Raw genomic sequence first — 26,618 nt, 5'->3', positions numbered from 1 at the left:
CCGCAGGGCCCGGCGCCGGACCCCGGCCCCGGACCCCGGCGCCGGTCTCAGGAGACGCCGCGCGGCCGGAACTGGACGCTGATCCGGGGCCCGGCCGGCCGGGCCGTCTTGGGTACCGCGTGCTCCCAGGTCCGCTGGCAGGAGCCGCCCATCACCAGCAGGTCGCCGTGCCCCAGCCGGTGCCGGACCACCGGCCCGCCGCCGCCCCGGGGCCGCAGCAGCAGGGCCCGGGGCTCGCCGACCGAGAGGATCGCCACCATGGTGTCCTCGCGTTCCCCGCGGCCGATCCGGTCGCCGTGCCAGGCCACGCTGTCCCGGCCGTCCCGGTAGTAGCAGAGCCCCAGGGTGCGGAAGGGCTCGCCCAGTTCGGGCCGGTAGTACCCGCTCAGCGCCGCCCGGGCAGCGCCCAGCACCGGGTGCGGCGGCGGGTCGTCCTCCCGGTAGGAGGCGAGCAGCCTGGGGACGTCCACGGTCCGCTCGTACATCTCGCGGCGCTCGGCCCGCCAGGGCACCTCGGCGGCCAGCTGTTCGAACAGCCGGTCGGCGCCGTGCAGCCAGCCCGGCAGCACGTCCACCCAGGCGTCGGCCCCCAGGATCTCCCGGCGCACGCCGGTCAGCGGCCCGAGGGCCGGCCCGGCCGGGCCGGGGTCGTCGAACAGGGACGGCTGGAGGTGGACGGCGGCGGTGGTGCTCATGGCTCCAGCCTACGCCTGGAATCGAACATGCATACGAATAAGAGGGTGGGTGAGGATCGGGGGCGGGGGTCGGTGAACCGATTTCTGACCAGGCGCGATCGCCTGCTAATGTTCATCCCGTCGAAAGGAAACGATCTTCGCGCAGCGGGGATCGGATCGGATCGAGCAGGCGTCAGCGGTGCTACCAGAGCACGCCCTACTTTCAGTAGGGAGAGTCCGTGCGACCCGGGCCTGGCGCTCCAACGGAAGCGGTCGTCCCCCTCGGGGGGCGGCCGCTTCTTCGTGCTGCGCCGGAGTGGCCCCGGCGGCCCGGGTGCCTTCGGTCGGTCCGGACGCCTTCGGTCGGTCCGGACGCCTTCGGTCGGTCCGGACGCCTTCGGTCGGTCCGGACGCCTTCGGTCGGTCCGTGGATCGTTCGTTCGTATCGCGTACGGGCGTCCGGGCAGCGGTAATGGCGGGCCTCCAGGGCTGACGATGCGTCAAAGGATGGCCGAAAACACCGGGTTGTGGTGTGAATATGCCATTGGAATGTTCGTCGTACGAGTTCCGGCAGTAGCCTTCCGTGTCGAACCCGCCACTCGTGGTGGCGGTCCGGTCGGCGTCCGACGGCCACGCCCTGCGCCGTGGCCTGCGCCGCTTCCTCCCCCGAACCCCTCCGAAGGAGCCCGAGTGCCGGGTATCGACGAGTGCCTGTCCCAGGCGATGGCCATCGCCGGGGCCCGCGCCGCCGGTCTGATCGACTGGAGCAGCGGACTCGCCCTTGGCAGCGTCGGAGTCAGTCCGACCGGCGACCACGACACCACGGCGGCGGAGGCGACCGACCTGGTCCGGGCGGCCGTCGAGGGAGCCACCTTCACCGCGGCGGAGGACGGCAAGGCACCGTTGCAGGACATCATCCTGACCGCGGGCCGCAGTTACCACCTCCTTTGCTTCATCGATACCGTCTTCGACAGCCGCCTCGTCCTGCACCTCTGGCTGGACCGGGCCGAGGGCAACCTCGCCGGCGCCCGCTACCGGCTCCAGTCGCTCGCCGAGGAACTGGTGCTCGGATGACGAACCCCGTCACCAGCGACCCGGCCGCCACCGTCGGCACCCAGGTCGGCTTCCGGCCACCGGCCGGCCCGGTCGCGCCCGTGCTCCCGGTCGCCGTCGACCCCGGCTGGACCCCGGGCGCGGCCGTCGAACGGCTCGCCGCCGAACGGGCCACCGGCGCCCTGCGCGGCCCCGCCGGAACCGTCTACCTGGTCGACGGCCTGGTCACCCACGCCGAGTCCCACCGGGCCCCCGACCTCGCCACGCTGCTCACCACCAGCGGACGGCTCGATCCGGACACCTGGCAGGAGGCCGTCCACCGCTTCGGCCCGTACGCCCGGGTCGGCGAGGCCCTGGTCGAACAGGGCCGGCTCACCCGCGGCGAACTCGAACTCTGCCACCTCGGCACCCTCTACGACGCCGCCTGCTTCCTGCTCGACACACCTGCCACCCTCGCCTCCTGGACCTTCGCCCCGGGCATGCGGCACTGGCTCGGCCCGGTGGCCGCGGTCGGCGCCCACCGGCTCCGCCGCGAGGCCGAACGCCGGCGGCACCTGCTCGACCGGATCTGGCCCTCGGCGCAGCTCGACACCGTGCCGCTGCGCCGGACCGCCGCCCAGGCCCCCGCCCCCGGGCGCCACGCCCGCCGGGTGCGTCCGCCGACCCGGCGCCAGTACGAGCTGCTCGACCGCGCGGACGGCCGGAGAACCGTCGCGGAGCTGGCCCGGCTGTTCGGCCGGTCCGCGTTCGCCACCACGGCGGACGTCCGCCGCCTCGCCGCCGCCGGACTGCTCGCCGGTCCCGGGGCCGGCACCGCTCCCGGAGCCGGCACTGGCTCCGGCGTCGGAGCCGGGTGCGCGGCGGGCGTCGCGCCGGGGGTCGGGCCGGGCCCGGGCGTCGGGACGGTCGGCGCGGTGCCGGTGCCGAGGGGGCCCGGCGGTCTGCACCGGCGTGTTCCCGGCGCGGCGCTCGCCGCGCTCACCGGCCGCGCGGCGGCTCCGTCGGCTCCCGCGGCTCCGCCGCTGCCGACGGTTCCGTCCGTACCGGCGCAGGCCGCGTCCGGGCCGCGGACCACCGCCCTCCCGCTCACCGCCGCCGATCCGGACACAGCTCTGCTGATCCGGGTCCGAACCCTTCTGGAGGCCAGACTTTGAACCACTCTCCGCCCGCGACGCCCCCCGCACGGCCATGAGGCGGGCGCTCAAGCAGCGTGTCGGAAGGAGACAACTGATCGCCTTGGAGACCGAGCTGCTGGCCGAACTCCGCGCCATCAAGCACCGGGTACCGCATCTCGCCGGCGGTCTGGTGGCCAGTGTGGACGGCCTGTTGGTCGCCCACGACACCCACGGGACCGAGCCCTCGGGCCTGGCGGCGATGACCGCGGCCTCGCTCAGCCTGGCCCAACGGCTCGCCGACAGCACCGGCCAGGGCGAGTTCCGGGAGTCGCTGGTCCGCGGTGAGCACGGCTATGTCGCCACCTACGCGGCGGGAGGGAGCTGCGTGCTCACCCTCCTCGCCCACCCGGACGCGAACGTCGGCCGCCTGCACCTGGAGGCCCGCCGTTCCGCCCAGCGCATCACCGCGCTCCTGAACGACACCCTCCTGCCCAAGGACGCCCGGGAGTACTGACACCCGCCCCGGGCTCCCGGCGGGCCGATTCGTCGACCTGCCGCCGTACCGACCTGCTGCCCTACCGACCTACCGCTGTACCGACATACCGACGTACTGCCCTACCGACCCATCGACGTAGCGACCCACCGACGTACTGACGTACCGACTTTTTCGGCGTACCGACGCACCGACGAACTGGAGACAGTGACATGACCGACGCCGCAGGCGCGCTCAAGCAGGCCATGACCGTGATCGAGGGCGCCATCGGCGCGGCCCTGGTCGACTACAACAGCGGCATGGCGCTCGCGACCCTCGACGGCCCCGGCGGCTTCGACCTCAACGTCGCCGCCGCCGGCAACACGGACGTGGTCCGGGCCAAGATGCGCACCATGGACATGCTCGGCCTGGGGGACGGGATCGAGGACATCCTCATCACTCTCAGCAGCCAGTACCACCTGATCCGCCCGCTCACCGGCCGCAGCGGCAAGGGCCTCTTCCTCTACCTGGCGCTGGACAAGGGCCGGGCGAACCTGGCGATGGCCCGCCATCAGCTCGTCAAGATCGAGGCCGAGCTGGAGGTCTGACCGGCGTCCGTCCGGCGGCCCTACTCCTCGGTGACCGTACTCCCCGGCGGCCGACCGGACCGAGCAGTGGTCCGGTCGGCCGCCGGGGCGGTGTCGTCCGCGGGCCGCACCCGGGACCGGCGGGACGCCGCCCGCCCCGGGGCCGGACCAGGACGGCTCAGCCGGCCGGGTACCCGCCGACCAGTTCGGCCGGGCCGCCCGGCCGGTTCCGTGCCGCCAGCGCGGCCGCAGTCCGCGCCCAGAGTGCGGGCGCCAGCAGTGCCCGCGCCTCCGCCGGCGCGCAGAGCCGCCACTCGACCAGCTCCTCCGGGGCCAGCACGATCGACGAGAGCAGTTCCTCACCCACCGTGCCCCCGTCGAACAGGTAGACCAGGCGGGCGGTGTCGCTGTCCGCGGCCGGATCGGCCGCCCGCCCCGGCATCCAGTCCAGGGCCAGCAGCCGGCCCGGCTCGCAGGACCAGCCCAGCTCCTCCCGGACCTCCCGCCGGGCCGCCGCCCGGGGCAGCTCCCGGTCCGCCTCGACACCGCCGCCCGGCAGCGTCCAGTGCGGTACTTCGCCGCCCGGAAGGTCCCACGGCCGCAGCCGGACCAGCAGGACCCGGCCCTCCCGGTCGGTGAACACCGTCCGTGCCTTGGCCCGGACCCGGGGGAGGCCGGCGTAGTAGGCGTCCCGGTCCAGCGGTGGCGGCGGGTCATCGGCCGGCGGTCCGCCCGCTGTCGGCGGCCACTGCGCGGACAGCTCCGACAGCCCCGCCGGGCCGGTGTACTCCGGGACCGGGCCGGGCGTCAGCACCTCGAGGACGTGCCCGACCGGGTGACCGTCCTCCAGCTCCAGCGGCCCGGCCGCGCGGGGCGCCCGCAGACAGGCCGTCACCCGCCGGGAGAGCCGCGGCGGCAGCGCGTGGCCCGCCTGCTCCGGCGTCAGCCAGGCCCAGCCGCCCACCTCGGCCCGGTCCGGCGTGAACGCCGCCGCCTGCTCCGGCGTCAGCGGCTCGGCCCAGTACAGGTGGGCGGCGATCGGCGGACGGTGGTCGTCCAGCGTCCAGTCCAGGCAGGCCAGCGGCCCCAGCCGGGGCGTGAAACCCAGCTCCTCCTCGATCTCGCGCACCGCCGTCCGCCGCGGCGAGCCGTCCTGCGGGTCCCAACCCCCGCCCGGCACCGCCACCGGGTGCCTCCGGTTGTACGGCAGCCGCACCACCAGCACCCGCCCCCGCCCGTCCGGGAACAGCACCCCCGCCGCCGCCAGCAACTCCTGCCCCGAAGCCCTCGAAGCCTCCGCCGCCATCCGTACCCCCTTCGTCCGTCCGGTCACGTGTCACGACACCCCGCCCCACCGCCCCGGTTCCCCACCGCCCCGGTTCACCCCTGCCGCGAGTCAGGTCGCGGTGGGGGTGTGGCGTGTTGCCGCGAGTACGGCCATCGTCCGGAGTTTCGCGAAGTAGACGGCGCAGTAGGCCGAGTCGATCAGGGGCACGATCCGGTCGAGGTCTGCGATGCACGCCCAGAGCCTGGCAATGAGACCGTCGTCGAGCCTGCCGTTCAACTCCCGCTGGACCAGGCCGGCCACGTCGGCGTCCAGGAGGGCCAGCTCCACACCCTCGATGTCCACGCCGCGGAAACTGTCGGGGTACGGGGCGCGCAGGTGTTCCTCCCACAGCCGGGCGAGTCGGTCCCCGGGCTGTCCTCGGCCCACATCGGCGGCTGCCGTTTCCGCCGCAGCCGGTGGGCGAAGGAGCAGAGAAACCGCCTCGAAGACGGCACGCACCATGGCGACGGCCATGGCCGGGCGGAGCGCGGCACTGGTCACGGTGCCCTGCGCGAGTCGGTCGCGCAGTTCCTGTCCGCGATCGAGTTCGGCCGCGAGTTCGGCCGGGACGAGCCCTGCGTCGCGGGCCCGCTCGATGAGCACCGGGAGCGGTCCGTCGACGCCCAGGCGCCCGGCAAGCAGGTGCTCCAGGGCGAACAGGGAATGCGTGACGGCGACGGTGGCGAACTCGTACCGGTAGTAGGAGTGCCGGATGAGCTCGCGGGACGTTTCCAGTGCGCTCATGACGTACATCCACGCGTCGGCGGGCAGCACCAGGTCGGCCACCAGGGCGTCCATGCCGGCGAAGTCGAGAACGATGTCGCGGGCACGCGGGTCCGGTGCGGGCAGTGGGAGCGGGCCGGGGAGCGGCGGCAGGGTGTTCACCGGTGCAGTCCTGTCATACGGACGCGCTCGGTGGCAACGGATTTACCCGGGGCGGTTGTTGACCCGGCGGCCCGGGGAGGGCGGCGAGGGCGGTGGTGGTGGCCCGGGTCATGCGGTGGTCCTGGCGGTCGGTCGTGCCGCGCAGGCGGGCGAAGCCCTCGACGGCGGCGAGGGCGAGCAGGCCCGGGAGGAGGTCGGTGCTGCGGTCGAGGACCCAGCGGGTGCCGCGGGTGGCCATCCACCAGAGGTCGGCCAGGGTGCCGGGCGGGGGTTCGGCCGGTGCCGGGGTGGGGGCGGGGCCGAGGGGGTGGTCGGTGGTGGCGAGCAGGTCGTGGAACCCGCGGGCGATCAGGTGGTGGCCCTCGGCGCTCGGGTGCAGGCGGTCGACGCTGAGCAGTCGGCGCTCCGCCGTCCACGGCAGCTCGGCGAGGTGCAGGTGGACGGCGTGGTGGCGGACGGCGAGCGCGTGCACCACGGTGTTGACCGCGCGCATCCGCCGGGCGAGCGGGCGGGCGAGCGGTCTGGGCAGCCGCAGCAGGGTGCCCGGGTCCGGCAGGCAGGCCGTCAGCACCACGGCGCCGCTGTCGGTGAGTCGGCCGAGGACGGTGTCGAGGGCCAGGGTGGTGCGCTCCACGTCGAAGCCGGACCGCAGGGTGTCGTTGCCGCCCGCCACCACGGCCGCGAACTGCGGGCGCAGCGCGAGGGCCGCCGGCAGCTGCTCCGCGGTGAGGTCGGTGGTGAGCGCGCCGCTGCGCGCGAGGTTGGTGAACTCGACCCCGGTCTGCGGCGGGGCCAGCGACCGGGCGAGCAGGGCCGCCCAGCCGCGCCATCCGTCGGCGATCGGGTCGCCGATGCCCTCGGTGAGGGAGTCGCCGAGGGCGACGAACCGCACCGCTTCGCCGGTCGTTCGCCCGCCCGGGCGGGCCGCTCCCCGTGCGGCACCGGGTACGGTGCCGCCTCCGCCGTCCCCGTCCACCGCCGCGATCGTGTTCATCGCACCTCCCACCGTTCCCGGGCCCTCCGGCCCGGCCGTTCCCTGCCGTTGTTGTGCCGACCTGCTGTCGTGCTGTCCCGTTGTCCCGCTGCTCCGTTGTGCGTCGGAGTGGGAAGTCGGCGGGATCGACTTCCCACTCCGCCCGACGCCCGACGCCCGACTCCCGACGCCCCGCGCCCGGTGCCTCAGCCGGCCGTGACCGGGGCCGCGCCGTGGGCGGCGAGGAAGGCCGCGACCGCCGTCGGCCAGCCGTAGCGTTCGGCCCGGTCGCGGGCGGCGGCGCGGCGGGCCGGTTCGGGGCGGGCGAGGAGTTCGCGCACCGCCTCCGCGAAGCCCGCGCCCGTCGGCTCGGCGGCCACGCCGGCAGTGCCGACCAGTTCGGGCAGGGCCGAGCCCCGGTTGACCGCGACCGGGGTGCCGCAGGCGAGCGCCTCGAGCGCGGCCAGGCCGAAGGTCTCCACCGGCCCCGGCGCGAGCACCACGTCGGCGCAGCCGAGCAACCGGGCGACGGCCGCCCGCCCGGACAGGTGGCCGAGGAAGTGCACGGGCAGTCGGCGCCGCGCGGCGGAGGCCGCGAGCCGGGAGCGCAGCGGCCCGGTGCCGGCCACCGCCAGCACGGCCCCGGCCCCGGCCCCGGCCCTGGCACCGGCCCCGATCCCGATCCCCGGCCCCGTGGAGTGGAGTGCTTCCAGGGCGTCGAGCGCGAGCTCGGGGCGTTTCTCGGTGGAGAGCCGGGAGCAGAGCACCAGCAGCACCTGGTCCGGGTCCGCGTACCGGGCGCGTTCGGCGGCCCGGGCGTCGTCGTCCGGCGGGCGCAGGGTGGCCAGGTCCACTCCGAGCGGCGCACGGGCGAGGTTCCGTACGCCCAGGCGGCGGAATTCGGCGGCGGCCCAGTCCGTCGTGCAGATCACCGTGTCGTAGGACCGGGCGGTCCGGCCGTTGAGCCGGTTCGCGGCGGCCCCCGCGACCGGGCCGGGCAGACCCCAGGTGCGCAGCAGTCCGACGGCGCTCTCGTGCGAGACCATCGCGGAGCGCACTCCGTGCCGCCGGGCCCAGGCGCCCGTCCAGCGCAGCGTGGTGCGGTCGGAGACCTCCAGCCGGTCGGGGGCGAGCCGTTCGAGTTCGGCGGCCACCGCCCGGCGGTCGGTGAGCAGCCGGTAGCCGCCGCTGCCGGGGAGCACCGGGCCGGGCAGGGTGACGACCAGCCCCTGCTCGTCCTCCTCGACGGCGCGGCGCTCCCCGGGCACGACGAGTACGGGGGTGTGCCCGGCGGCCCGGTAGCCCGCGCCGAGGTGGCGCAGCGCGGTCCGCAGTCCGCCGGAGACGGGGGTGACGAAGTTGGCCACCCGGACGATCCGGAGCGGGCCGGTGGTCATGCGGGCAGTTCCTCCGTCAGCGGGGCGGTCGGCGGAGCGGTCGACGGCGAGGTCGGCGGTGCAGTCGGCGGCAGCGAGGTCGGGACGACGACCGGTGGCGGGACGGGGCCTGCGGTCGGGGCCGCATCCACCACGTCCGCCCCCGCCACGTCCGCGACCGCCACCCCGCGGTGCTCCGCCAGCACCTCGGCGTAGTGCCGCAGCAGCAGGTCCCCGACCGCCTCCCAGGTGCGCGCCGTCACCTCCGCCCGCCCGGCGCGCCCGTACGCGGCCCGCAGCTCCGCGTCCCCGGCCAGGGCCGTCACCGCCCGGGCCACCGCCGCGCCGTCGCGGGGCGGGACGAGCAACCCGGTGCGGTGGTGCGCCACCAGGTCGAGCGGTCCGCCGGCGGCCGGGCCGATCACCGGGACGCCGCTGGCCATCGCCTCCTGGATGGTCTGGCAGAAGGTCTCCAGCGGACCGGTGTGCACGAACACGTCCAGGGTCGCGAAACATCGGGCCAGTTCCTCGCCGGTGCGCCGGCCGAGGAAGACCGCGCCCGGCATGGCGGCCTTCAGGCCGGGAGCGGAGGGCCCGTCACCGATGACCACCACCCGGACGCCGGGCAGCGTCGCGGTCTCGGCCAGCAGGTCCACCCGCTTCTCCGGCGCGAGCCGCCCGACGTACCCGACCAGCACCTCGCCGCCGGGGGCGAGCGCCCGGTGCAGCGCCTCGTCGCGGTGGCGGGGGTGGAAGCGGGCCGAGTCCACGCCGCGCGGCCACAGCTGGACCCGGGAGACCCCGTGCGCGGTGAGGTCCTGGGCGGCGGGGGTGGACGGCGCGAGGGTCCGGGCGGCGAGGCCGTGGACGGTGCGGATCCGGTGCCAGGCGGCGGCCTCGCCGAGCCCGCGCCCGGCCCGGTAGGCGTGCGCGTACCCGGCCAGGTCGGTCTGGTAGACGGCGACGATCGGCAGGCCGAGCCGGGCGGCGACCTGCGCGCCGCGCGCGCCGAGCACGAACGGGCTGGCCAGGTGGACCAGGTCGGGCCGGTGGCCCTGGATCGCGGCGGCCAGCTGGCGGCTCGGCAGCGCGATCCTGACCTGCGGGTAGCCGGGCAGCGGGACGGAGGGCACACGCACCACCGGCAGCTCGTCCGGCACGCCGCCGGCGCCGAAGGTGTGCGAGGGGCTCTGCGCGCCGCGCGCGGGCGCCGGGGTGACGACGAGCGGCTGGTGTCCCCGGCGGAGCAGGTGCTCGGCGGTCCGCAGCACGCTGTGGGCGACGCCGTTGACCTCGGGGGGAAAGGACTCGGTGACGATGACGACACGCATGCCAGTGTTCTGTCCGGGTCCGGCGTGCAGGCGGCCAAAGGGATCTGTCGTACAAACGAACGCGGGTCGGCGAATTGTGCCACCGACCCGCGTCCCGCCCTCCCGGGGGCATCAGCGCGACGTCACCGAGACGTCAACGAGCCGCTCCGGCCGCTCCGGCGGCCGTCTCCTTCAGCTCCGCGTAGGGCGCGAGCTTGCGGATCGACTCGATGCTCTTGAGGCAGTCGTCCCGGTTCTCCTGCGGGTCGCCGGTCACCACGACCGTGCCGTTGCTCGCCTTGAGTCGGAACCGGTGCATGCCACTGTCGTCGGTGTACAGCTCGAACTTGCCGGCCATGGAGTGTTCGCCTTTCCTTCGGTGACCCCCTCGCAACGCAACGTAGGGGCAAATCCCTTGCCGCGCATGTCAGATGAGGCATCAGGGGGCTACTCCGAACGGGGCCGGGGGCTTCGGCCGGCCGTCGACGGTCCGGCCGGCCCCGGTCCGGTCAGTCGTGGTAGAGGGTGAAGGCGGCCGCCTCGATGGCGTCGGCCGCGGCGTCCCCCAGGAAGAGCCGGCGCAGCAGTCGCACCACGTCGTCCAGGGACACCTCCGCCTCCACCTGCACCCGGATCCGCGAGTCGCTCCGCACCTGGCGAACGATGTCGTTCTTCGACAACTCCCTGCCCATGACTGCTCCCTCGATCGGTCCTCCGTCGCGGTCGGTTCCCCGCGCCGTCGGTGCCGAGCGAACCACCTCACCGGGTGCGGGACTCGGTCAGCTGAGGGAAAGCGCCGGGTCCGGTCGCGACCGTTCGGAACGTGCCGCCGCGGGGCCGTCGCGGGGACGTCGCCGTGCCGTCGCGCCGGTGGCACGACTGGCGGGGCCCCGAACCGTCGGCGCAGGCTGGGAGGGGGACGGCTCGGGGACCGAGGAGCACGGTTCATGGACGACACCGGGACGGAGGTCCTGGTCGTGGGCGCCGGACCGGTCGGGCTTACGGCCGCCGCCGAACTGCGCCGCCGCGGCGTCGGGTGCCGGATCGTCGACCGGCTGGACCGGCCGCAGCCGTACGCCAAGGCCGTCGGCATCCAGCCCCGCACCCTGGAGGTGTGGGAGGCGATGGGGCTGGTCGGCCGGGTCCTCGACGAGGCCGTGCCGCTGCTCGGCCAGCTCGTCTTCGTCGACGGCGAGCCGGGACCGCGGCTGGAGCTGGAGCTGCCCGCCGAGGTGCCGTACCGGTTCGCCGCGCTCCCGCAGGACACCACCGAGCGGCTGCTCACCGAGCACCTGGCCGGCTTCGGGACGCGGGTCGAGCGGGGCACCGAGCTGCTCGGCCTCGACCAGGAGGACGACCACGTCCGCGCCGAACTGGCGACCCCGGACGGTCCGGCCGTGCTGCGCGCGCGGTACGTACTGGGCTGCGACGGCGCGCACAGCCGGGTCCGCCGCGCGATCGGCGTCGACTTCGCGGGCGACGCCTTCCCGGAGCGGTACATGCTCGGGGACGTCGAGGTCGACTGGGACCTGCCCGGGGGCTACGGCGTGCGGTGCCTGCGCCGCACCGGTGACGGCGCGCCCGACGACGTGCTCGTCTGCATCCCGCTGCCGGGGCGCCGCCGCTACCGGGTGTCGATGCTGGTCCCGTCCGGTCCGGAGGACGCGGCGGACGGCGCGGACGCCGGGGAGGTCACCCACGGACTGGCGGGCGGACGGGGGCCCGGAGTGGCGGACATCCAGGCGGTGCTCGACCGGCTCTCGCCCCGGCCCGCCACGGCGGGGGCGCTGCGCTGGTCCTCGGTCTTCCGGATCAGCCACCGGCTGGCCGACCGGTACCGGGTCGGGCGGGTGTTCCTGGCCGGCGACGCCGCGCACATCCACCCGCCCACCGGGGCCCAGGGCATGAACACCGGCGTGCAGGACGCCCACAACCTGGCCTGGAAGCTCGCGCTCGCGCTGCGCGGGGCCGCCGCCGACGGGCTGCTCGACAGCTACCACGCCGAGCGCCACCCGGTCGGCGCGGAGGTGGTCGGCCGCACCGTGCGGCACGCCCGGGGCGAGGCGGACGCCGACGACCTCACCACGGTGCTGCTGCGCCAGGCCCAGCTGCTGGTGAACTACCGGGGCGGACCGCTCGGTGGCGGGGACGACGCGACCGGCGCCGGACCGCGGGCCGGGGACCGCGCGCCCGACTGCACCGGGCTGGAACGGCCGCTCACCGCCTTCCCCCAACGGCTGTTCGACCTGGTGCGGGCCGGCCCGCACCACGCGCTGCTGCTGTACACGGACGCCGGGCCCGGCGGCACGGCGCGGGCGGAACACCTGCACGCGCTCGCCGACGCGGCCCGCGCGGCGGCACACGGCCTGCTGGACGTCCACGCGGTGCTGGCCGGGGACGCCCCGGCGCCGCCCGAGGGGCTGCTGCTGCCGTACGCGCGGGACGCCGCCGGATCCTTCCGCACCGCCTACGCCCCGGCCGACGGCGAGGCGTTCCTCGTCCGCCCGGACGGCTACCTGGCCACCCGGCTGCCCGCCCCGACCCCCGCCGCCCTGACCACCCACCTGCGCCGCACCTTCCGGTAGCCGACAGCCGACAGCCAGGGCGACAACCAGGGCAGCCGCGCCGCAGGTCAGGTGCCCTCAGCGGGCGTTGTCGGAGGCACCGCCTAAGGTGGGAGACCCGTCCCGTCGAGAGGTGCCGCCCGCCGATGTACGCCCTGCACGCGCTCTGGCGAGCCGACGGCCGGCTCGCCGTCTGGGCGGAGGACGCGGCGGTGTACCGGGGTGATGCGTACGAGCCCGGGGACCGGGCCGACCGGGGTGGCACGGCGCACCCGTTCGCCTGCCCGGCCGGGGAGGTGGCGCGGCTGCTGGGGACGGTCGGGCCGGGGCTGGGGTGGCTGGCCGAGCAGGCCGTCGAGCGGTGGACGGGGCTGCTGCTGCCGAGCCTCGGCGGGCGGCCCGCGGCGTCGCCGGACCTGCCGGTCGGGGCCGGCCCGCGCGGGGTGGGGCTGAGTCCGTGGCGGGTGCCCGCGCTGCTCTTCGACCGTTCCCAGGCCGCCCAGCTGCTCGGCGCGCTGCACGATCCGCACTGGCCGGGCGCCACCGTGCAGCTGCCGGACGGCACGCCGGCCGAGCTGGCGTACGGCGCCTCGGTGCGCTGGCTGGCCGCCGTGCACGATCTGGCCTGGCGGCTGGTCGGGCGGGGGCGGCTGCTGCCGGTGCCGGTCGAGGAGGCGGGGGAGTGGTACGCCCGCTGGCGGCCCGCGCCGGACGCGCCGGCCCGCCGGGAGTCGGCCGCGCTGGTCGCGGGCTGCCCGCCGGTGTGCCGGGCCGAGTACCCGGCGCCGGCCTCCACCGACGGCAGGCCCGGCAGGCCCGGCACGGCCGACCGGACCGCGCCGCCGACCGCCGCCGCGCTGTTCACCGGGGTGCTCGACGCCCTGGTCGACCAGGAGGCCCGGGTCGCGCTGGCCGAGCTCGATCCGCCCGCGGAGCCCTTCCTCGCCGCCCTGCACTCGCCCGACGGACGGCTCGGCCAGGAGCCGCCCACCGGACTGCCCGAACGGCTCGCGGCCTGGCAGTCGGCGCGCCCGGCGGACGGGCCGCTGCGGCTCGACTTCCGCCTCACCGAGCCGCTCGGCCACGACGCCGACCCGGACGTCGCCGGCCCGGCGGTCGACGACCGTACGGACCCGGACGCTGCCGACTCCTGGCGGCTCGACCTGCTGGTCCGCGCCGTCGACCGCCCGTCCCTGGTGGTCCCGGCCGCCGCGCTGCGCCCCGGCGCCCGCGACCCGGCCCGGGAGGCGCTGGCGGACGCCGTCCCCGCCGGGGCCGGCGATCCGGTCGAGGCGTTCCACGAGGAGCTGGCCCGCGCCGTCCGGGTCGCCCCGGAGCTGCGCGCCGTGCTCACCGGCACCTTCCCCACCGAGGCCCGGCTCGGCCGGGCCGGCGCCCTGCGCTTCCTGCGCGAGGACGCGCCCGCGCTCACCGCCGCCGGCTTCGGCGTGCTGCTGCCCGCGTGGTGGCAGCGCCGCCCCCGGCTCGGCCTGGTCCTGACGGCGGGTGCGCCCGCCGACGGCCCGGCCGCGGTGCGGCGCGCCGCGCAGGTCGACCGGGACGCGGTGCTGGACTTCGAGTGGCGGCTCGCCCTGGGCGACATCACGCTGACCGAGCGGGAGTTGGCCGACCTCGCCGCCGCCCAGCAGGGCCTGGTCCGGCTGCGGGGCCGCTGGGTCGAGGTGGATCAGGCCCAACTCGCCGTCGCGGTAAGGTTTCTGGCCGAGCACGGCAGCGGGACCATGGCGCCGGTCGAACTGCTGCGGCTGGCCGTGGACGACGGCGCGGTGGTGGACGGCCTGCCGGTCACCGAGGTGCGGGCGGCCGGGCCGATCGGCGATCTGCTGGCCGGCCGGCCGGGCCCGGCGGACCGCGTCCCGGAGCTGCCCGAGGGCTTCACCGGCACCCTCCGCCCGTACCAGCGGCGCGGGTTGGCCTGGCTGGACGCGCTCGGCCGGCTCGGCCTCGGCGCCGTCCTGGCCGACGACATGGGCCTCGGCAAGACGGTGCAGACGCTGGCCCTGCTCGCGCTGGAGCGGGAACGCGGGGCCCGCGGCCCGGTGCTGCTGGTCTGTCCGATGTCGGTGGTCGGCAACTGGCGCCGGGAGGCCGCCGCCTTCGCGCCCGGCCTGCGGGTACACGTCCACCACGGCCCCGACCGCACCGCGCCCGTCCCGGCCGCGCCCGGCGACGGCGCCGGCGCCAGCAGCGGCACCGGCCTGGACGGCTCCGCCGACCCCGCCGACCTCCCCGACCTGGTCATCACCACCTACGGGGTGGTCCAGCGGGACGCCGCCGAGCTGCGCCGGATCCACTGGCGGCGGATCGTCGCCGACGAGGCGCAGCACATCAAGAACCGTTCGGCCCGGCAGTCCAGGGCGCTGCGCTCGCTGCGCTCCGGCCCGCGGATCGCGCTCACCGGCACCCCGGTGGAGAACCGGCTGGCCGATCTGCACGCCGTACTGGACTTCGCCAACCCGGGCCTGTTCGGCAGCCCGGAGTCGTTCCGGGAGCGGTTCGCCAACCCGGTCGAGCAGACCGGCAGCGTGGACGCGGCGGCCCGGCTGCGGCGGGTCACCGGCCCGTTCCTGCTGCGCCGCCGCAAGAGTGATCCGCAGATCGTCCAGGACCTGCCCGCCAAGCAGGAGTTCACCGTCAGCTGCTCGCTGACCGCCGAGCAGGCCGGGCTCTACCGGGCGGTGGTCACCGATCTGCTGGAGCGGCTGGGCGGATTGCGCGGGGTCGAGCGCAAGGGCGCGGTGCTGGCGGCGATCGGGCGGCTCAAGCAGGTCTGCAACCACCCGGCCCAGCTGCTGCACGACGGCACGGCGGTGGCGGGGCGCTCGGGCAAGGTGGAGCGGCTGGTGGAGCTGCTGACGGAGGCGCTGGCCGAGGGGGACCGGGTGCTGGTGTTCACCCAGTACGCCGAGTTCGGTGCGATGCTCCGGCCCTATCTGCGGCGGAAGTTGGGCGAGGAGGTGCTCTATCTGCACGGCGGGGTGCCGCGCGGGCGCCGGGACGCCATGGTCGAGCGCTTCCAGTCGCCGGACGGGCCGCGGGTGTTCCTGCTGTCGCTCCGGGCGGGCGGTACCGGGCTCAATCTGACGGCCGCCAACCAGGTGGTGCACCTGGACCGCTGGTGGAACCCGGCGGTCGAGGACCAGGCCACCGACCGCGCGCACCGGATCGGGCAGCGCCGTGACGTGCAGGTGCGCCGGCTGGTCTGCGCGGGCACGGTCGAGGAGCGGATCGACGAACTCCTCACCGCCAAGCGGACCCTGGCCGAGGCGGCGCTCGGCGCCGACGAGCAGTGGCTGGCCGAGCTCCCGGCCGAGCGGCTGCGCGAGCTGCTCACCCTGTCCGCCGACTCGATCGGAGCGTGACCCCGATGACCCCTGCGACCCCTTCGGAGCGTCCGCCGGAGTACCGCCCGGACCGCGGCGCGGACCGGCCGCTCGCCGAACTGCTCGACGTCTACTGGCACGGCCGGGTGCCGACCCCGGTCGACCCCGGGCGGGACGAAGCGCCCACCGCCCTGGACGCGTTGGGCCCCTCCGGGATCACGGTGCGCGGCCGCCCGCTGGAGGCCGGACTCGCCGCCGCCTACCGGCGGTTCACCGGGGCCGGCTGACCCCGGTGGACCGCCGTGCGGTGCCGACGGCTCAGCCCGCCGTGACCGGGTAGTGGTCGGACAGGTCGTTGTAGGTGTAGCTGGTGCCCCAGCTGCTCACCGTCCAGGGCGCGCTGTGGAAGCGGACCACCGAGTTGGTGTAGGCGGCCGGGCGCGCGTGGTCGGCGCGGTAGAGGACGTAGTCGAGGTCCTCCTTCGGCTCGCCGGGGTAGCGGTAGGCCGCGATCGAGTTGTCCGCGGTGTCGAAGGAGTTGACCCAGCCGTCGCGGGTGGTGGCCGGTGCCACACCCGCGTTGGCCAGCAGCGACGGGTACTCGCTGCCGTGCGAGTCGATGTTGAGGTCTCCGGCGAGCACGATCGGCTCGGCGGCCGGGATGTTCTTGGCGTCGACGAAGGACTTCATCGCCTTGAGCTGGGCGGCCCGGACGGTGGCCGGCTGGCCGGCCGAGCAGCCGGAGTCGGTGGACTGGAGGTGGGTGCCGATCACGTGGGTGCGCACGCCGTTGACGTTCAGCACGGCGTAGACGAAGCCCTTGTTGGACCACCAGTCCGCCCCGCAGGCGTCCTTGAAGATGTACTGCTCCTTACGCAGGACGGGCCACTTGCTGAGCAGGGTGACGCCGCCGTCCTCCGGCGTGGTGGAGCTGTAGCTGCCGTAGGTGGCGTCCCAGCCGCTGGTCGAGCGGCCGACGACCGGGGTGTGGTACGGGTACTGCGCCGAGGCCTGGGCCACCAGGGCGTCGGAGGCGGCGTTGTCGAAGGCCTCCTGGAGCACCACGACGTCCTGGCCCTGGAACACGTCGGCGGCCGGGATGGCCTTGGCCCGGTAGTCCTGGCCCCAGTTGGGGTAGAGGTTCTTGCTCATCAGGAAGATGTTGTACGTCAGCACCTTGAGCGGCGCGACCGTCGGCAGCGCGGCGGTGGCGCCCTGCGAAGCGGCGGTGGTGCTGCCCGCCGCGGGGGCGGCGAGGGCGCTCGGCGCGGCGGCGAGCGGGGCGAGCAGGGCGGCGGCAGCGGTGCACACCGCGGCGAGGCGCGCGCCGGGGCGGCGCGTGGAGGGAGTTGGCATGTGCGCAGTGAAGCGAGACCGGGCCACGCTCGTCCAGACAGTGAACGATAACCATATGAACTCATTGGTAACTTAAAGCTGTCTGGCCAACTCCTTCTCGGGCGGAGGAACTTGTCCGGACAACGCGCTCGGCCACCACATGTGCCGGTCCAGGTCGACGGTCAGCGCGGTCACCAGGACGGAGCGCACCACCAGGGTGTCCAGCAGCACGCCGAGGGCCACCGCGAAGCCGATCTCGGCGAAGCCCACCACCGGCAGGGTGCCCAGTACGGCGAAGGTACTGGCCAGGATCAGGCCGGCCGAGGTGATCACACCGCCGGTCGCGGCCAGTCCGGCCACCGCCCCCCGCCGGGTGCCCTGCTGCACGGCCTCCTCGCGCACCCGGGTCATCAGGAAGATGTTGTAGTCGATCCCCAGCGCCACCAGGAACACGAAGACGAACAGCGGGAAGGAGTTGTCCTGCCCCTCGAAGTGGAAGACGTGCTCGAAGAAGAACGCGCTGATGCCCAGCGCCGCCGCGTAGGAGAGGACGACGGTGGCGATCAGCACCAGCGGCGCGGTGACCGCCCGCAGCAGCAGGGCGAGGATCACCAGCACCACGCCCAGCACCAGCGGGATGATGGTCCGGTTGTCGGAGGTCGCGGCCCGGCCGGCGTCCAGGATCACCGCCGTCGAACCGCCCACCTGGGCGTCCGCGTTCGGCACGGCGTGCACGGCGGTCCGCAGCCGGTCCACGGTGTCCTTGGCGGCCTGGCTGTCCGGCGGGTCGGTGAGCGTCGCCCGGAACAGCGCCCGCCCCTCGTGGAACGTCGGCTCCGTGGTGCTCGCGATCCCGGCCGTGGCCCGGGTCGCCTCGCGGACCGCGCCGCTCTCGGCGGCCGCCGAGACGACGGTCAGCGGCGCGCCGGTGCCGGCCGGGAAGTGCGCCTCCAGGGCCTGCTGACCGACCACCGAGTCCGGTGTCCCGGTGAAGCTGCCGGCCGTGCTGAGCCCGGTGGCGTTCAGCGAGACCAGTCCGACGCAGCAGGCCGCCAGGACGAGCCCGGTGCCGATCCACACCTTGCGCGGCCGCCGCGCGATCCACTCGCCGACGTGCGCCCAGCGTCCGGAGCGGGTCGGCTCCGGCGTGCCGAAGGCGGGCTTCACCGGCCAGAACACCCAGCGACCGAGGATCACCAGCAGTGCGGGCAGCAGGGTCAGCATCGCGACCAGCGCCACCAGGACGCCGATCGCGCAGACCGGGCCGAGGCCGCTGGTCGAGTTCATCTCCGCGACCAGCAGGCAGAGCATCGAGGCGACCACGGTCGCGGAGGAGGCCAGGATCGCCGGACCGGCCCGGTGCAGGGCGAAGGCCATCGCCTCGTGCCGGTCCTCGTGCCGGCGCAGCTCCTCCCGGTAGCGGGCGGTCAGCAGCAGGGCGTAGTCCGTCCCCGCACCGAGCACCAGCACGATGAGGATGCCGGCGCTCTGGGCGTTGACGGTCAGTCCGGCGTGGTCGGCCAGCAGGTAGATCACCGCCTGGGCGACCACCAGCGCCCCGGCCGCCGAGAACAGCGGCAGCATCCACAGCACCGGGCTCCGGTAGGTGAGCAGCAGCAGGACGATCACCACGGCGACGGTGGCGGCGAGCAGGGTGGAGTCGATGCCGGCGAAGGCCTCGGCCTGGTCGGCGCCGACCCCGGCCGGGCCGGTGACATGGGTGGTCATGCCGAGGCTGTTCTCGGCGGCGGTGGCGCGCAGGCTGTCCACCGCCGGGCGGAGGTCCTGCCAGCCGCCGGTGCCGATGTCCACCGACACGATGGTCTGCAGCGCCTGGCCGTCGGCGGACTCCACCGGCCCGGTCACCGGGCCGACCACGTGCGGGGCGGAGGCGAAGGCCCGGGCGTCCTTGACCGCCTCGGCCTTGTCGGCGGGCGTGATGCCGCCCTCCCGGACGTAGACCACCACCGCCTGGGCGGTGTCCACCGGCTGGAAGGCGCGCTGCTCGTCGAGCACCTGGGTGGACTCGGCGTTGCCGGGCAGCCAGCTCGACGCCTGGTTGTCCTCGACGTCGGTGAGCTTGCCCGCCAGCGGGCCCGCCACCACCAGCAGGACCAGCCACAGGGCCAGCACCACCCACTTGCTGCGGCGTCCGCACGGCAGCTCGGCCAGTCTCCGGGTCGGGCTCATCGGGGGACCACCGTTCTCGGGGCTGCGGCGGCGCGGGTCGGCACCACGCGTCGGCATCGTCCGCTCCAGCCTGGCACCGGCCCCCGGACCCGGCAGCCCGAGCGGCACCGGCGGGCCGCCGACCGTGTGGCGACCGGTCCCCGGAGCCGCTCCGGACCCGGGCCCGGTGGGTCGGGTGGGGCGGGGGCGCGCGGACGGTGCGGGGGTGGTCCCGGCGTGCTGTGGTTCTTCCGTCGTTCACACCGCGCTCGCCTCCCGGCGTCGCTGCGTTGGCGGGCCACCGGGACGGTGGTGGCGCCCTGTCAGCCCTTCCCCCCAGGACGGACATCGTGACCGCATCGCGCGCACCGCGTCGACGCCGCAGCCTCGCCCTCCTCCTCGCCACCGCCCTCGGCCCCGTGCTGGCCACCGGCGTGCTCGGGGCGTCCCCGGCCGCCGCCGCGCCGGCCGACGACATCCGGATCAACGAGGTGGTGACCACCGGATCCGTCAACGACTCGATCGAGCTCGTCAACAAGGGCACCGCCGCCGTCGACATCTCGGGCTGGGTCCTCAAGGACGACAACAACAGCTCCAGCTACAAGGTCGCCGCCGGCACCACCCTCGCCGCCGGCGCGTTCAAGGCCTTCGACGTCCACAACGCCTTCGGCCTCGGCTCCGCGGACAAGGCCCGGCTGTACCTGCCGAACGGCAGCACCCTGGTCGACAGCTTCACCTGGAGCACCCACTCCGCGCCGTCCTGGTCGCGCTGTCCCGACGGCACCGGCGCCTTCGCCCAGGCCCAGCTCACCCTGGGCGCGGCCAACAGCTGCGGCTCCGGCGGCGGCACCCCGGTGGCCTGGCCCGGTAGCAGCAGCATCGCCACCGCCGACGCCTCGAACGTCTTCGGGACCGACCTGAGCGGTCTCTACCAGGACGGCGGCGTGCTGTGGGGCGCGCAGAACTCCGGCAAGCTCTGGCGCCTGCTCCCCGACGGCTCCGGCGGCTGGACCCCCGACACGGCCTCCGGCTGGAGCTCCGGCAAGACGCTGCGCTTCCCGGGCGGCACCGGCAGCCCCGACAGTGAGGGCGTGACCGTCACCTCCGCCGGGGCGGCGGGCGGCGTCTTCGTCTCCAGCGAGCGCAACGGCGACGCGTCCGGCACCAGCCGGCTGTCCGTGCTGCGCTACGACGTGAGCGGCACCGGCAGCACGCTGACCGCCACCAAGGAGTGGAACCTCACCGCGAGCCTGCCCGCGGTCGGCTCCAACCTCGGCCTGGAGGGCATCACCTGGGTGCCGGACAGCGCGCTGACCGCCGCCGGCTTCAAGGACGAGTCGACCGGCGCGGCCTACGACCCGGCCGGGTACGCCGCCCACACCGGCGGGGTGTTCTTCGTCGGGGTCGAGGGCACCGGCGCCGTGCACGGCTTCGTCCTCCAGGACAGCGGCAGCTTCACCAAGGTCGCCTCGATCAGCACCGGCCTGGCCGGGGTGATGGAGGTCCAGTGGGAGCCGCAGACCTCGCGCCTGTGGGTGGTCTGCGACGACACCTGCAACGGCCAGCACCGCACCCTGAAGGTCAACGCCTCCGGCGCCTTCGCGACGACCGCCGTCTTCAACCGCCCGACCGGGATGTCCAACCTCAACAACGAGGGCTTCGCGATCGCCGGCGGCGCCGAGTGCGTCGGCGGCAGCAAGCCCGTCTACTGGTCCGACGACAGCAACACCGGGGGCCACGCCCTCCGCAGGGGCACCATCACCTGCTGATCCGGGGACAGCCGTCCGCCCCGCGGCCCCGAGCCACCCGGCTCGGGGCCGCGGCCGTTGCGGTCGTAGCTTGTCCTCACACCGGCAGCGGGCCGGTGGCGGCGCGGGAGCGGAGCCGCTTCAGGGCGGTGATGTCGAGGGTGTGGCCGGCGCCCTCGCCGCCGTGCTTGCGGTCCGGGGTCTCCACGATCAGGGGGACGCCGGCCGTGGCCGGGTGCTCGAAGAGCTCGCGGAACGGTTCGGCGCCGATCAGACCGGCGCCGATGTTGGCGTGCCGGTCCTTGCGGGCGCCGACCGCGTCCTCGGAGTCGTTGGCGTGGATCAGCCGCAGCCGGCCCGGCCCGGCGGCCTCGACCAGCGCGTCCAGGGTCGCCCGGACGCCGCCCGGCGCCGCCAGGTCGTGGCCGGCCGCGAAGGCGTGGCAGGTGTCCAGGCAGACCCCGACCTTCGGGTGCCCGTCCAGTGCCTCCATGTACCCGGCGAGGTCCTCCATCCGCGCGCAGAGCGAGCTGCCCTGGCCGGCCGTGGGCTCCAGCAGCAGCCACGGCGCGTCCTCGCCGAGCGCGTCGAGCTCGTCCAGCAGCCGCCGCACGTCCTCGCGGACCTGGGCCATCGCCTCGGCCCGCCGGGAGCCGCCGCCCGGGGCGGAGCCGACCGCCGACCCGGTGTGCAGCACCACGCCGAGCGCGCCGATCGCGTGCCCGCGCCGCAGCGAGTGGCGCAGCGAGTCGGCCGAACGCTCCCTGGTCACCGGGTTGTCCGAGCCGAAGTTGATCAGGTACGGCGCGTGCACGTACGCGGGGACCGCCCGTTCCGCGCAGGCCGCCCGGAACTCCGCGTCCTGCGCCGGGTTGCCGGTCGGCGTCGCCCAGCCGCGCGGGTTCGCGACGAACACCTGCACCGTCTCGGCGCCCACCCGCCCGGCGTACGCGAGGCCGGTGCCGGCCAGGCCGCGGCCGGCCACCGGCACGTGGGCGCCGATCGGGTTGCGGAGGTCGGCGGCGGTCTCGGCTGCGGCGGTCCCGGCCGCGGGGGTGGCGGCTGCGGCGGTGCTGGTGCTCATGGCCCCGAGCATGGCACGCCGACGGCGGACCGCCGTCGGCCGGGCCGGTGCCCCCGACCGGCCGACGCCCCGTCAGCCCGGCAGCCCAACCCTGGTGGCGGGGCCTCCCGCCCGCCCCTAGCGTCGGTTCGGCCGACACCCACCGGCCGTCACCTCCCGACCACCCCGCGTCATCGTGCCGACGTCCCCGCGAGCGCGCCCCCGCGTCGGCGCGTCAGAAAGCAGGTCACCACTCATGCCCACGCGACGGGTCCACCACCTCGCCGCGGCCACCGCCGCCGCCACGACCGCCCTGACCACCGTGCTCACCGCCGTCGGCGCCGCGCCCGCCCGCGCCGCCGGCGACCTGCACCTGGTCCGGCCCGGCGAATCGATTCAGCAGGCCGTCGACGCGGCCCTGCCCGGCGACACCGTGCAGCTGCTCCCCGGCGAGTACCGGGGCAGCGTCCGGATCACCACACCCGGCCTGACCCTGCGCGGCGCGGGCCGGGACAGCGTGCTGCTGCCCGCCGACGCATCCGCCCCCGTGCCCGCCGACGGCGCCGCCGTCTGCGCGGCCGCCGGCCACGGCCTCTGCGTGGCCGGCACCGACGACCGGCCGCTCGCCGGCGTCACCGTCGAGGCGCTCGCCGTCACCGGCTTCCGCAAGAACGGCATCAGCGCCTCCGGCACCACCGGGCTGACCGTGCGCGCCACCTTCGTGCACGACAACGGCCAGCAGGGCATCAGCCAGGAGAAGTCGACCCGGGGCGTGATCACCGCCAACGAGTCCACCCGCAACGGCCAGTCCGGCGTCTTCCTCGCCAACTCGGTGGACAGCGAGGGCGGCGCCCTCTCCGCGGACGGCACCCTGGTCAGCGCCAACCTGCTGACCGACAACCGGGTCGGCGTCACCGTCCGGCGGCTGCGCGACCTGAGCGTCGAGCGGAACCGGATCCACGGCAACTGCGGCGGGGTGTTCGTCGTCGGCGACGAGGGCGTGCCCCGGGCCGGCGCCCTCACCGTGACCCGCAACCAGGTCGTCGCCAACAACCGCTACTGCCCGCCGAACCCCCGGCTCGACCACATCCAGGGCGCCGGGATCGTGCTCACCGGGGCCGAGGAGACCTCGGTGACGGAGAACGAGGTCCGCGACAACGTCGGCGCCTCGCCGTTCTCCGGCGGCATCGTGCTCGTCCACAGCGTGGTCGGCGTGGCCAACGCCCGCAACACCGTCGCCGACAACCTCGTGCTCGGCAACGGGCCGGCCGACCTGGCCGACCGCGACACCGGCACCGACAACTCCTTCGCCCGCAACCAGTGCGCGGTCTCCGAGCCGGCCGGCCGCTGCTGACCGGCTCCCGGCCCGCGCCCCCGGAGCGCGTCCTCACCTCCACCGACCCCCGCAGAAAGCAGAGACCCGGCCCCATGACCACCGCACCCGCCACCACCCCGCAGGCAGCCATGCGCCTGCGGGAGCTCGTCTTCGGCGCCGCCTGCGCCGCCGCCGTCCGCGCGGCCGCCCGGCTCGGTGTCGCCGACGCGCTCGGCGACACCCCCACCCCCGTCACCGACCTCGCCGCCGAGCTCGGTACCGAGCCCCGCCAGCTGCGCCGCCTGATGCGCGCCCTCACCTGCTACGGCATCTTCGAGGAGCTCGACGGCGACCGCTTCACCCACACCGACATGTCCCGGCTGCTGCGCGAGGACGCGCCGAACAGCCTCCGCTACATCTCCCTGTGGTGCACCGAGCCGTGGACGTGGGAGGCCTGGCCGAAGCTGGACGAGGCGGTGCGCTCCGGCCGCAACGTCTTCCCCGAGCTGTTCGGCAAGGAGTTCTTCGACTACCTGCACAGCGACGCGGGCGAGTCCGCCAGGGTCTTCGACAAGGCGATGACCACCTCCAGCCGGCAGTCCGCGGCCGACTTCGCGGCCTACCTCGACCTCACCGGGATCGACTCGGTGGTCGACATCGGCGGCGGCCAGGGCCATGTCCTCGCCAGCCTGCTGGAGAAGCACCCGGCGCTGCACGGCACCCTGCTGGACCTGCCCAAGGTGGTCGCGGGCGCCGACGCCCGGCTGCGCGAGGGCGGCGCCTTCGCCGACCGGGCCCGGCTGGTCCCCGGTGACTGCCGGGAGGCGATCCCGGTCGTCGCGGACCTCTACATCATCAAGAACATCCTGGAGTGGGACGACGCGAGCACCCGCCGCACGCTGGCGAACGTGGTCGCCGCGGCCCGCCCGGGCGCCCGGGTCGTGGTGGTCGAGAACCTCGTCGACGACAGCCCCTCGATGCGCTTCACCACCGCCATGGACCTCATGCTGATGCTCAACGTCGGCGGCGCCAAGCACTCCGAGGCGAGCATGGTCCGGCTGATGACCGAGGCCGGGCTGGAGGTCCGGGAGGTGCGCGCGGTCAACCCGTACCTGCACGCCTTCGAGGCCGTGGTGCGCGGCTGACCCCGGTCCGCCGGAACGACACGGCCGCCGGTCCCCTTCCGAGGGGGGACCGGCGGCCGTGTCGTGGGTGCGTGCGGGTGGGCGTCGCGGGGCGGGGGTCAGGCCTTGCGGCTGGACTCCAGGTGCGCGAAGACCACCACGTTGTCCAGGTAGTCGCGGCGCTTCTTGTCGTAGGTGCCGCCGCAGGTGATCAGCCGGAGCTGGGCGTCGGGCGTCTTCCCGTAGACCTTCTGGTCGGGGAAGGCGTCCTTGGCGAAGGTCTCCACGGCGTCCACCGAGAACACCGCGACCGTGCCGTCCGCCCGCCGGACCTCCACCTTGTTGCCCGGCAGCATCAGGCTGAGCAGCAGGAACACCGCCGGGCCCTTGGTGGTGTCGACGTGTCCGGCGACCACCGCGGCGCCGCGCTCGCCGGGGGTGACGCCGTCGCGGTACCAGCCGACCAGGTTCTTGTCGTCCGGCGGCGGGGCGTTGAGCTGGCCGGCGGGGTTCAGGGTGAGCTCGGTGAAGGGGGCGTCCACGTTGAGCTGCGGGATCCGCAGCCTGGTCGGCTTGGAGCGCTTCAGCGGGGCCGCCGCCTTGACCGGCGCGGCGGGTGCGGGGGCCGCGGCCCCCGCGGGTGCGGTGGGGGCCGGGGAGGCGGGGCCGGGGGCCGCGGGGGACCCCGTTGCCGGTCCCGGTGCGGCGGACGCGGCGGCGGCCGGGGGAGCGGCCCCGGCGGCCGCCGCGTCGTCCGCCGGGACGCTGTCCACCGAGTTGTAGATCAGCAGCAGACCGACCGCGGCCGCGCCCATCCCCGCGCGCAGCAGCCGGGACGTACCGGGGATCAGACCGGCCATCGTCGTTCGTACTCCTCTCAGCGGCCCGCGCTCGGGTGCCGCGGGCCGGACACGGCGGAGCGCCGCCCCGCACGCCCCCGCCGCGACCGGCGCGCTGGGCGCGGGCCACGACGGGGGAGGCGACGGGAACGGCGCGCGGTCAGATGGCGGCGTCCGCGGTGCGGCGGCCGCGGCGCAGGGCGATCGCGCCCGCCCCGAGGCCGCCGAGCAGCAGCACCGCGCCGGAGGCGAGGCCGCCACCGGAGAGCGCCAGCCCGCCGCCGCCGGTGTGCACGCCGCCGTGCGGGGTCTTCTCCTCGCCCTTGGCCTCGTAGCCCTTGCCCTCGGAACCCTTGCTCTCCGAGCCCTTGCCCTCGGAGCCCTTGCTCTCCTCGGTGCCGGAGGAGCCCTTCTGCTTCTCGTCCCAGGTCTTCTGGCCGTCGGGGGAGGCGGCCTTGTCCTGCTTCTCCTGCCAGGTGAGGTTCTTGCCCTGGTCGGCGGCCCCGTCGGCGTAGGCGAGCGGGGCACCGACGGTGAGGGCGGCGGCGACGGCTGCTCCGGCGAGCAGGGTGCGTGCAGAACGCATGATGATGATCCTTCCGGCGCGGTACCGCGATCGCCGACACATCGTCGGGCGGGGGACTCGCGGAGAGGGCGCCTGATTCACCGTCAACCACCCTGGCGCCCGCTGCCACCGGAGGGCGGCAGCCCCGGCCCGGTGGGTGACCCCTTCGGGTGGAGTCCCGGGCGTGTTCACCCGAGTGCCCTGGGCGATCCGGGTGAGGTGCGTGTACGAGGGGCGCGAGTGGCGCCCGGGCGGCCGGGCAGACTCGGCGCATGGTCGAGATCTCGAAGGACGTCCGTGAGCGGATCGAGGCGGGGCACATCTGGTACGTCGGCACGGTCAACGCCGACGGCTCGCCGCATGTGAGCCCGATGTGGGTGGCGATGGAGGGGGACCTGCTGCTGTTCAACACCTCCGTGGGGCGGGTCAAGGAGCGCAATCTGCGGCGGGACCCGCGGGTCTGCCTGTCGCTCGCCGACCCCCGGGACCCGTACGACCGGGTGCAGATCCGGGGGCGGGCGGTGCGGTTCGTGGAGGGCGAGGAGGCCGTCCGGAACATGGACCGGCTGGCGCGGACGTACCTCGGCGTGGAGCGGTACGGCTGGGGCATCCCGGGGGAGCGGCGGGTGGTGGTGCTGGTCGAGCCGACCAGGATCAGCCGGGTGGTGGGCGTCGAGCCGCTGCCGCCGGGCGCCCCGGGGAGCGGACCGGCCGGTCTCGGCTGAGCCGTCCGCCCTGCTCGCCCTGCAACGCCCTGCCCTGCCCGCCCTGAGCGGCCGT

24 protein-coding genes are annotated in these 26,618 nt (G+C 75.4%); 11 read left to right on the top strand and 13 right to left on the bottom strand.

The genetic code is table 11. From position 1 onward, the window contains the following. Positions 1-47: 47 nt before the first annotated feature. Complete coding sequence (locus tag IF01_RS0127950; protein WP_030396328.1) at positions 48-695, bottom strand: alpha-ketoglutarate-dependent dioxygenase AlkB; 648 nt, start codon at positions 693-695, stop codon at positions 48-50. A gap of 669 nt (positions 696-1,364) precedes the next feature. Between IF01_RS0127950 and IF01_RS0127945 the strand changes: the two genes are divergently transcribed. From IF01_RS0127945 to IF01_RS0127930, 4 genes are all read left to right on the top strand, one after another. Beyond that, entirely contained in the window at positions 1,365-1,748 is a 384-nt protein-coding gene (locus IF01_RS0127945; protein WP_030396327.1) for a hypothetical protein, read from the top strand. Next, positions 1,745-2,881, top strand: a complete 1,137-nt coding sequence (locus IF01_RS0127940; RefSeq protein ID WP_051756334.1) for a hypothetical protein — start codon at positions 1,745-1,747, stop codon at positions 2,879-2,881. Before IF01_RS0127945 ends, IF01_RS0127940 begins: the two co-directional genes overlap by 4 nt. An 82-nt stretch (positions 2,882-2,963) precedes the next feature. Beyond that, positions 2,964-3,356: a roadblock/LC7 domain-containing protein gene (locus IF01_RS0127935; RefSeq protein ID WP_369826319.1), complete on the top strand. Its 393-nt coding sequence runs from the start codon at positions 2,964-2,966 to the stop codon at positions 3,354-3,356. Between the two features lie 191 nt (positions 3,357-3,547). After that, positions 3,548-3,922: a hypothetical protein gene (locus IF01_RS0127930; protein WP_030396324.1), complete on the top strand. Its 375-nt coding sequence runs from the start codon at positions 3,548-3,550 to the stop codon at positions 3,920-3,922. Between the two features lie 157 nt (positions 3,923-4,079). Here IF01_RS0127930 and IF01_RS45980 read toward each other — a convergent pair whose 3' ends face one another. The 7 genes from IF01_RS45980 to IF01_RS48540 all read right to left on the bottom strand — a co-directional run bounded on the left by IF01_RS45980 (position 4,080) and on the right by IF01_RS48540 (position 10,464). Further along, positions 4,080-5,207 (bottom strand): NUDIX hydrolase, encoded by a 1,128-nt coding sequence (locus IF01_RS45980; protein WP_078880364.1) that lies wholly within the window; start codon positions 5,205-5,207, stop codon positions 4,080-4,082. 90 nt (positions 5,208-5,297) lie between these two features. Continuing rightward, positions 5,298-6,113: a hypothetical protein gene (locus tag IF01_RS45975; RefSeq protein WP_244215648.1), complete on the bottom strand. Its 816-nt coding sequence runs from the start codon at positions 6,111-6,113 to the stop codon at positions 5,298-5,300. A gap of 13 nt (positions 6,114-6,126) precedes the next feature. Next, positions 6,127-7,107, bottom strand: coding sequence for an SGNH/GDSL hydrolase family protein (locus IF01_RS0127915; protein WP_078880363.1), 981 nt, complete (start codon positions 7,105-7,107; stop codon positions 6,127-6,129). A 185-nt stretch (positions 7,108-7,292) separates the two neighbouring features. Then, positions 7,293-8,483 (bottom strand): glycosyltransferase, encoded by a 1,191-nt coding sequence (locus IF01_RS0127910; protein WP_030396320.1) that lies wholly within the window; start codon positions 8,481-8,483, stop codon positions 7,293-7,295. Then, positions 8,480-9,793, bottom strand: a complete 1,314-nt coding sequence (locus IF01_RS0127905; RefSeq protein ID WP_030396319.1) for a glycosyltransferase family 4 protein — start codon at positions 9,791-9,793, stop codon at positions 8,480-8,482. Before IF01_RS0127905 ends, IF01_RS0127910 begins: the two co-directional genes overlap by 4 nt. Before the next feature lie 133 nt (positions 9,794-9,926). Then, positions 9,927-10,130, bottom strand: a complete 204-nt coding sequence (locus IF01_RS0127900) for a YegP family protein (protein WP_030396318.1) — start codon at positions 10,128-10,130, stop codon at positions 9,927-9,929. Between the two features lie 151 nt (positions 10,131-10,281). Further along, entirely contained in the window at positions 10,282-10,464 is a 183-nt protein-coding gene (locus IF01_RS48540; RefSeq protein WP_030396317.1) for a hypothetical protein, read from the bottom strand. Between the two features lie 255 nt (positions 10,465-10,719). Between IF01_RS48540 and IF01_RS0127890 the strand changes: the two genes are divergently transcribed. From IF01_RS0127890 to IF01_RS0127880, 3 genes are all read left to right on the top strand, one after another. Then, complete coding sequence (locus IF01_RS0127890; RefSeq protein WP_030396316.1) at positions 10,720-12,357, top strand: FAD-dependent monooxygenase; 1,638 nt, start codon at positions 10,720-10,722, stop codon at positions 12,355-12,357. Between the two features lie 125 nt (positions 12,358-12,482). Further along, positions 12,483-15,719, top strand: a complete 3,237-nt coding sequence (locus IF01_RS0127885; RefSeq protein WP_030396315.1) for a DEAD/DEAH box helicase — start codon at positions 12,483-12,485, stop codon at positions 15,717-15,719. A 5-nt stretch (positions 15,720-15,724) separates the two neighbouring features. After that, a complete protein-coding gene (locus IF01_RS0127880) occupies positions 15,725-15,967 on the top strand; it encodes a hypothetical protein (RefSeq protein WP_030396314.1) in 243 nt (80 codons plus the stop codon). A 31-nt stretch (positions 15,968-15,998) separates the two neighbouring features. Here the strand turns inward: IF01_RS0127880 and sph are convergent, their stop codons facing one another. Together sph and IF01_RS0127870 are read right to left on the bottom strand one after the other, a co-directional pair. Beyond that, positions 15,999-17,036: a sphingomyelin phosphodiesterase gene (sph, locus tag IF01_RS0127875; RefSeq protein WP_051756330.1), complete on the bottom strand. Its 1,038-nt coding sequence runs from the start codon at positions 17,034-17,036 to the stop codon at positions 15,999-16,001. 72 nt (positions 17,037-17,108) lie between these two features. After that, entirely contained in the window at positions 17,109-19,205 is a 2,097-nt protein-coding gene (locus tag IF01_RS0127870) for an MMPL family transporter (protein ID WP_037781315.1), read from the bottom strand. A gap of 329 nt (positions 19,206-19,534) precedes the next feature. On the opposite strand from IF01_RS0127870, the gene IF01_RS0127865 reads away from it, so the two are divergent. Further along, positions 19,535-20,953, top strand: coding sequence for a lamin tail domain-containing protein (locus IF01_RS0127865; protein WP_030396311.1), 1,419 nt, complete (start codon positions 19,535-19,537; stop codon positions 20,951-20,953). Between the two features lie 76 nt (positions 20,954-21,029). Here the strand turns inward: IF01_RS0127865 and IF01_RS0127860 are convergent, their stop codons facing one another. Next, positions 21,030-22,016: a deoxyribonuclease IV gene (locus IF01_RS0127860; RefSeq protein WP_030396310.1), complete on the bottom strand. Its 987-nt coding sequence runs from the start codon at positions 22,014-22,016 to the stop codon at positions 21,030-21,032. 235 nt (positions 22,017-22,251) lie between these two features. Between IF01_RS0127860 and IF01_RS0127855 the strand changes: the two genes are divergently transcribed. After that, positions 22,252-23,349, top strand: coding sequence for a right-handed parallel beta-helix repeat-containing protein (locus IF01_RS0127855; protein WP_030396309.1), 1,098 nt, complete (start codon positions 22,252-22,254; stop codon positions 23,347-23,349). Between the two features lie 74 nt (positions 23,350-23,423). Next, positions 23,424-24,455 carry a methyltransferase gene (locus IF01_RS0127850; RefSeq protein ID WP_030396308.1) on the top strand — a complete coding sequence of 344 codons (1,032 nt, stop codon included), beginning with the start codon at positions 23,424-23,426 and terminating at the stop codon, positions 24,453-24,455. 98 nt (positions 24,456-24,553) lie between these two features. On the opposite strand, the gene IF01_RS0127845 is transcribed toward IF01_RS0127850, so the two are convergent. Together IF01_RS0127845 and IF01_RS0127840 are read right to left on the bottom strand one after the other, a co-directional pair. Further along, the gene (locus tag IF01_RS0127845) at positions 24,554-25,294 is read right to left on the bottom strand and encodes a class F sortase (protein WP_030396307.1); all 741 of its coding nucleotides are present in this window, start codon (positions 25,292-25,294) and stop codon (positions 24,554-24,556) included. 139 nt (positions 25,295-25,433) lie between these two features. Next, on the bottom strand, positions 25,434-25,859 hold the full coding sequence (locus IF01_RS0127840) for a hypothetical protein (RefSeq protein ID WP_030396306.1): 426 nt from the start codon (positions 25,857-25,859) through the stop codon (positions 25,434-25,436). A 251-nt stretch (positions 25,860-26,110) separates the two neighbouring features. Here IF01_RS0127840 and IF01_RS0127835 point away from each other — a divergent pair, with 251 nt between their 5' ends. After that, on the top strand, positions 26,111-26,563 hold the full coding sequence (locus IF01_RS0127835; RefSeq protein WP_030396305.1) for a PPOX class F420-dependent oxidoreductase: 453 nt from the start codon (positions 26,111-26,113) through the stop codon (positions 26,561-26,563). The last annotated feature ends 55 nt before the right edge of the window (positions 26,564-26,618 follow it).

The sequence above is a fragment of the Kitasatospora purpeofusca genome (genome assembly GCF_000718025.1).
GTDB classification, from domain to species: Bacteria; Actinomycetota; Actinomycetes; order Streptomycetales; family Streptomycetaceae; genus Kitasatospora; species Kitasatospora purpeofusca.
The sequence above is the reverse complement of the archived record's forward strand: the minus strand, read 5'-3'. Positions and strand labels throughout refer to the sequence as shown.

Excerpts from the sequence above, each read along its gene's own strand:
- IF01_RS0127880 (WP_030396314.1), top strand. The coding sequence starts at position 15,725 with ATGACCCCTGCGACCCCTTCGGAGCGTCCGCCGGAGTACCGCCCGGAC.
- IF01_RS0127910 (WP_030396320.1), bottom strand. The coding sequence starts at position 8,483 with ATGACCACCGGCCCGCTCCGGATCGTCCGGGTGGCCAACTTCGTCACC.
- IF01_RS0127900 (WP_030396318.1), bottom strand. The coding sequence starts at position 10,130 with ATGGCCGGCAAGTTCGAGCTGTACACCGACGACAGTGGCATGCACCGG.
- IF01_RS0127855 (WP_030396309.1), top strand. The coding sequence starts at position 22,252 with ATGCCCACGCGACGGGTCCACCACCTCGCCGCGGCCACCGCCGCCGCC.
- IF01_RS0127950 (WP_030396328.1), bottom strand. The coding sequence starts at position 695 with ATGAGCACCACCGCCGCCGTCCACCTCCAGCCGTCCCTGTTCGACGAC.
- IF01_RS0127860 (WP_030396310.1), bottom strand. The coding sequence starts at position 22,016 with ATGAGCACCAGCACCGCCGCAGCCGCCACCCCCGCGGCCGGGACCGCC.
- IF01_RS45980 (WP_078880364.1), bottom strand. The coding sequence starts at position 5,207 with ATGGCGGCGGAGGCTTCGAGGGCTTCGGGGCAGGAGTTGCTGGCGGCG.
- IF01_RS0127835 (WP_030396305.1), top strand. The coding sequence starts at position 26,111 with ATGGTCGAGATCTCGAAGGACGTCCGTGAGCGGATCGAGGCGGGGCAC.
- IF01_RS48540 (WP_030396317.1), bottom strand. The coding sequence starts at position 10,464 with ATGGGCAGGGAGTTGTCGAAGAACGACATCGTTCGCCAGGTGCGGAGC.
- IF01_RS0127940 (WP_051756334.1), top strand. The coding sequence starts at position 1,745 with ATGACGAACCCCGTCACCAGCGACCCGGCCGCCACCGTCGGCACCCAG.
- sph (WP_051756330.1), bottom strand. The coding sequence starts at position 17,036 with ATGCCAACTCCCTCCACGCGCCGCCCCGGCGCGCGCCTCGCCGCGGTG.
- IF01_RS0127885 (WP_030396315.1), top strand. The coding sequence starts at position 12,483 with ATGTACGCCCTGCACGCGCTCTGGCGAGCCGACGGCCGGCTCGCCGTC.
- IF01_RS0127905 (WP_030396319.1), bottom strand. The coding sequence starts at position 9,793 with ATGCGTGTCGTCATCGTCACCGAGTCCTTTCCCCCCGAGGTCAACGGC.
- IF01_RS0127915 (WP_078880363.1), bottom strand. The coding sequence starts at position 7,107 with ATGAACACGATCGCGGCGGTGGACGGGGACGGCGGAGGCGGCACCGTA.
- IF01_RS0127930 (WP_030396324.1), top strand. The coding sequence starts at position 3,548 with ATGACCGACGCCGCAGGCGCGCTCAAGCAGGCCATGACCGTGATCGAG.
- IF01_RS0127845 (WP_030396307.1), bottom strand. The coding sequence starts at position 25,294 with ATGGCCGGTCTGATCCCCGGTACGTCCCGGCTGCTGCGCGCGGGGATG.
- IF01_RS0127870 (WP_037781315.1), bottom strand. The coding sequence starts at position 19,205 with ATGAGCCCGACCCGGAGACTGGCCGAGCTGCCGTGCGGACGCCGCAGC.
- IF01_RS0127890 (WP_030396316.1), top strand. The coding sequence starts at position 10,720 with ATGGACGACACCGGGACGGAGGTCCTGGTCGTGGGCGCCGGACCGGTC.
- IF01_RS0127850 (WP_030396308.1), top strand. The coding sequence starts at position 23,424 with ATGACCACCGCACCCGCCACCACCCCGCAGGCAGCCATGCGCCTGCGG.
- IF01_RS0127840 (WP_030396306.1), bottom strand. The coding sequence starts at position 25,859 with ATGCGTTCTGCACGCACCCTGCTCGCCGGAGCAGCCGTCGCCGCCGCC.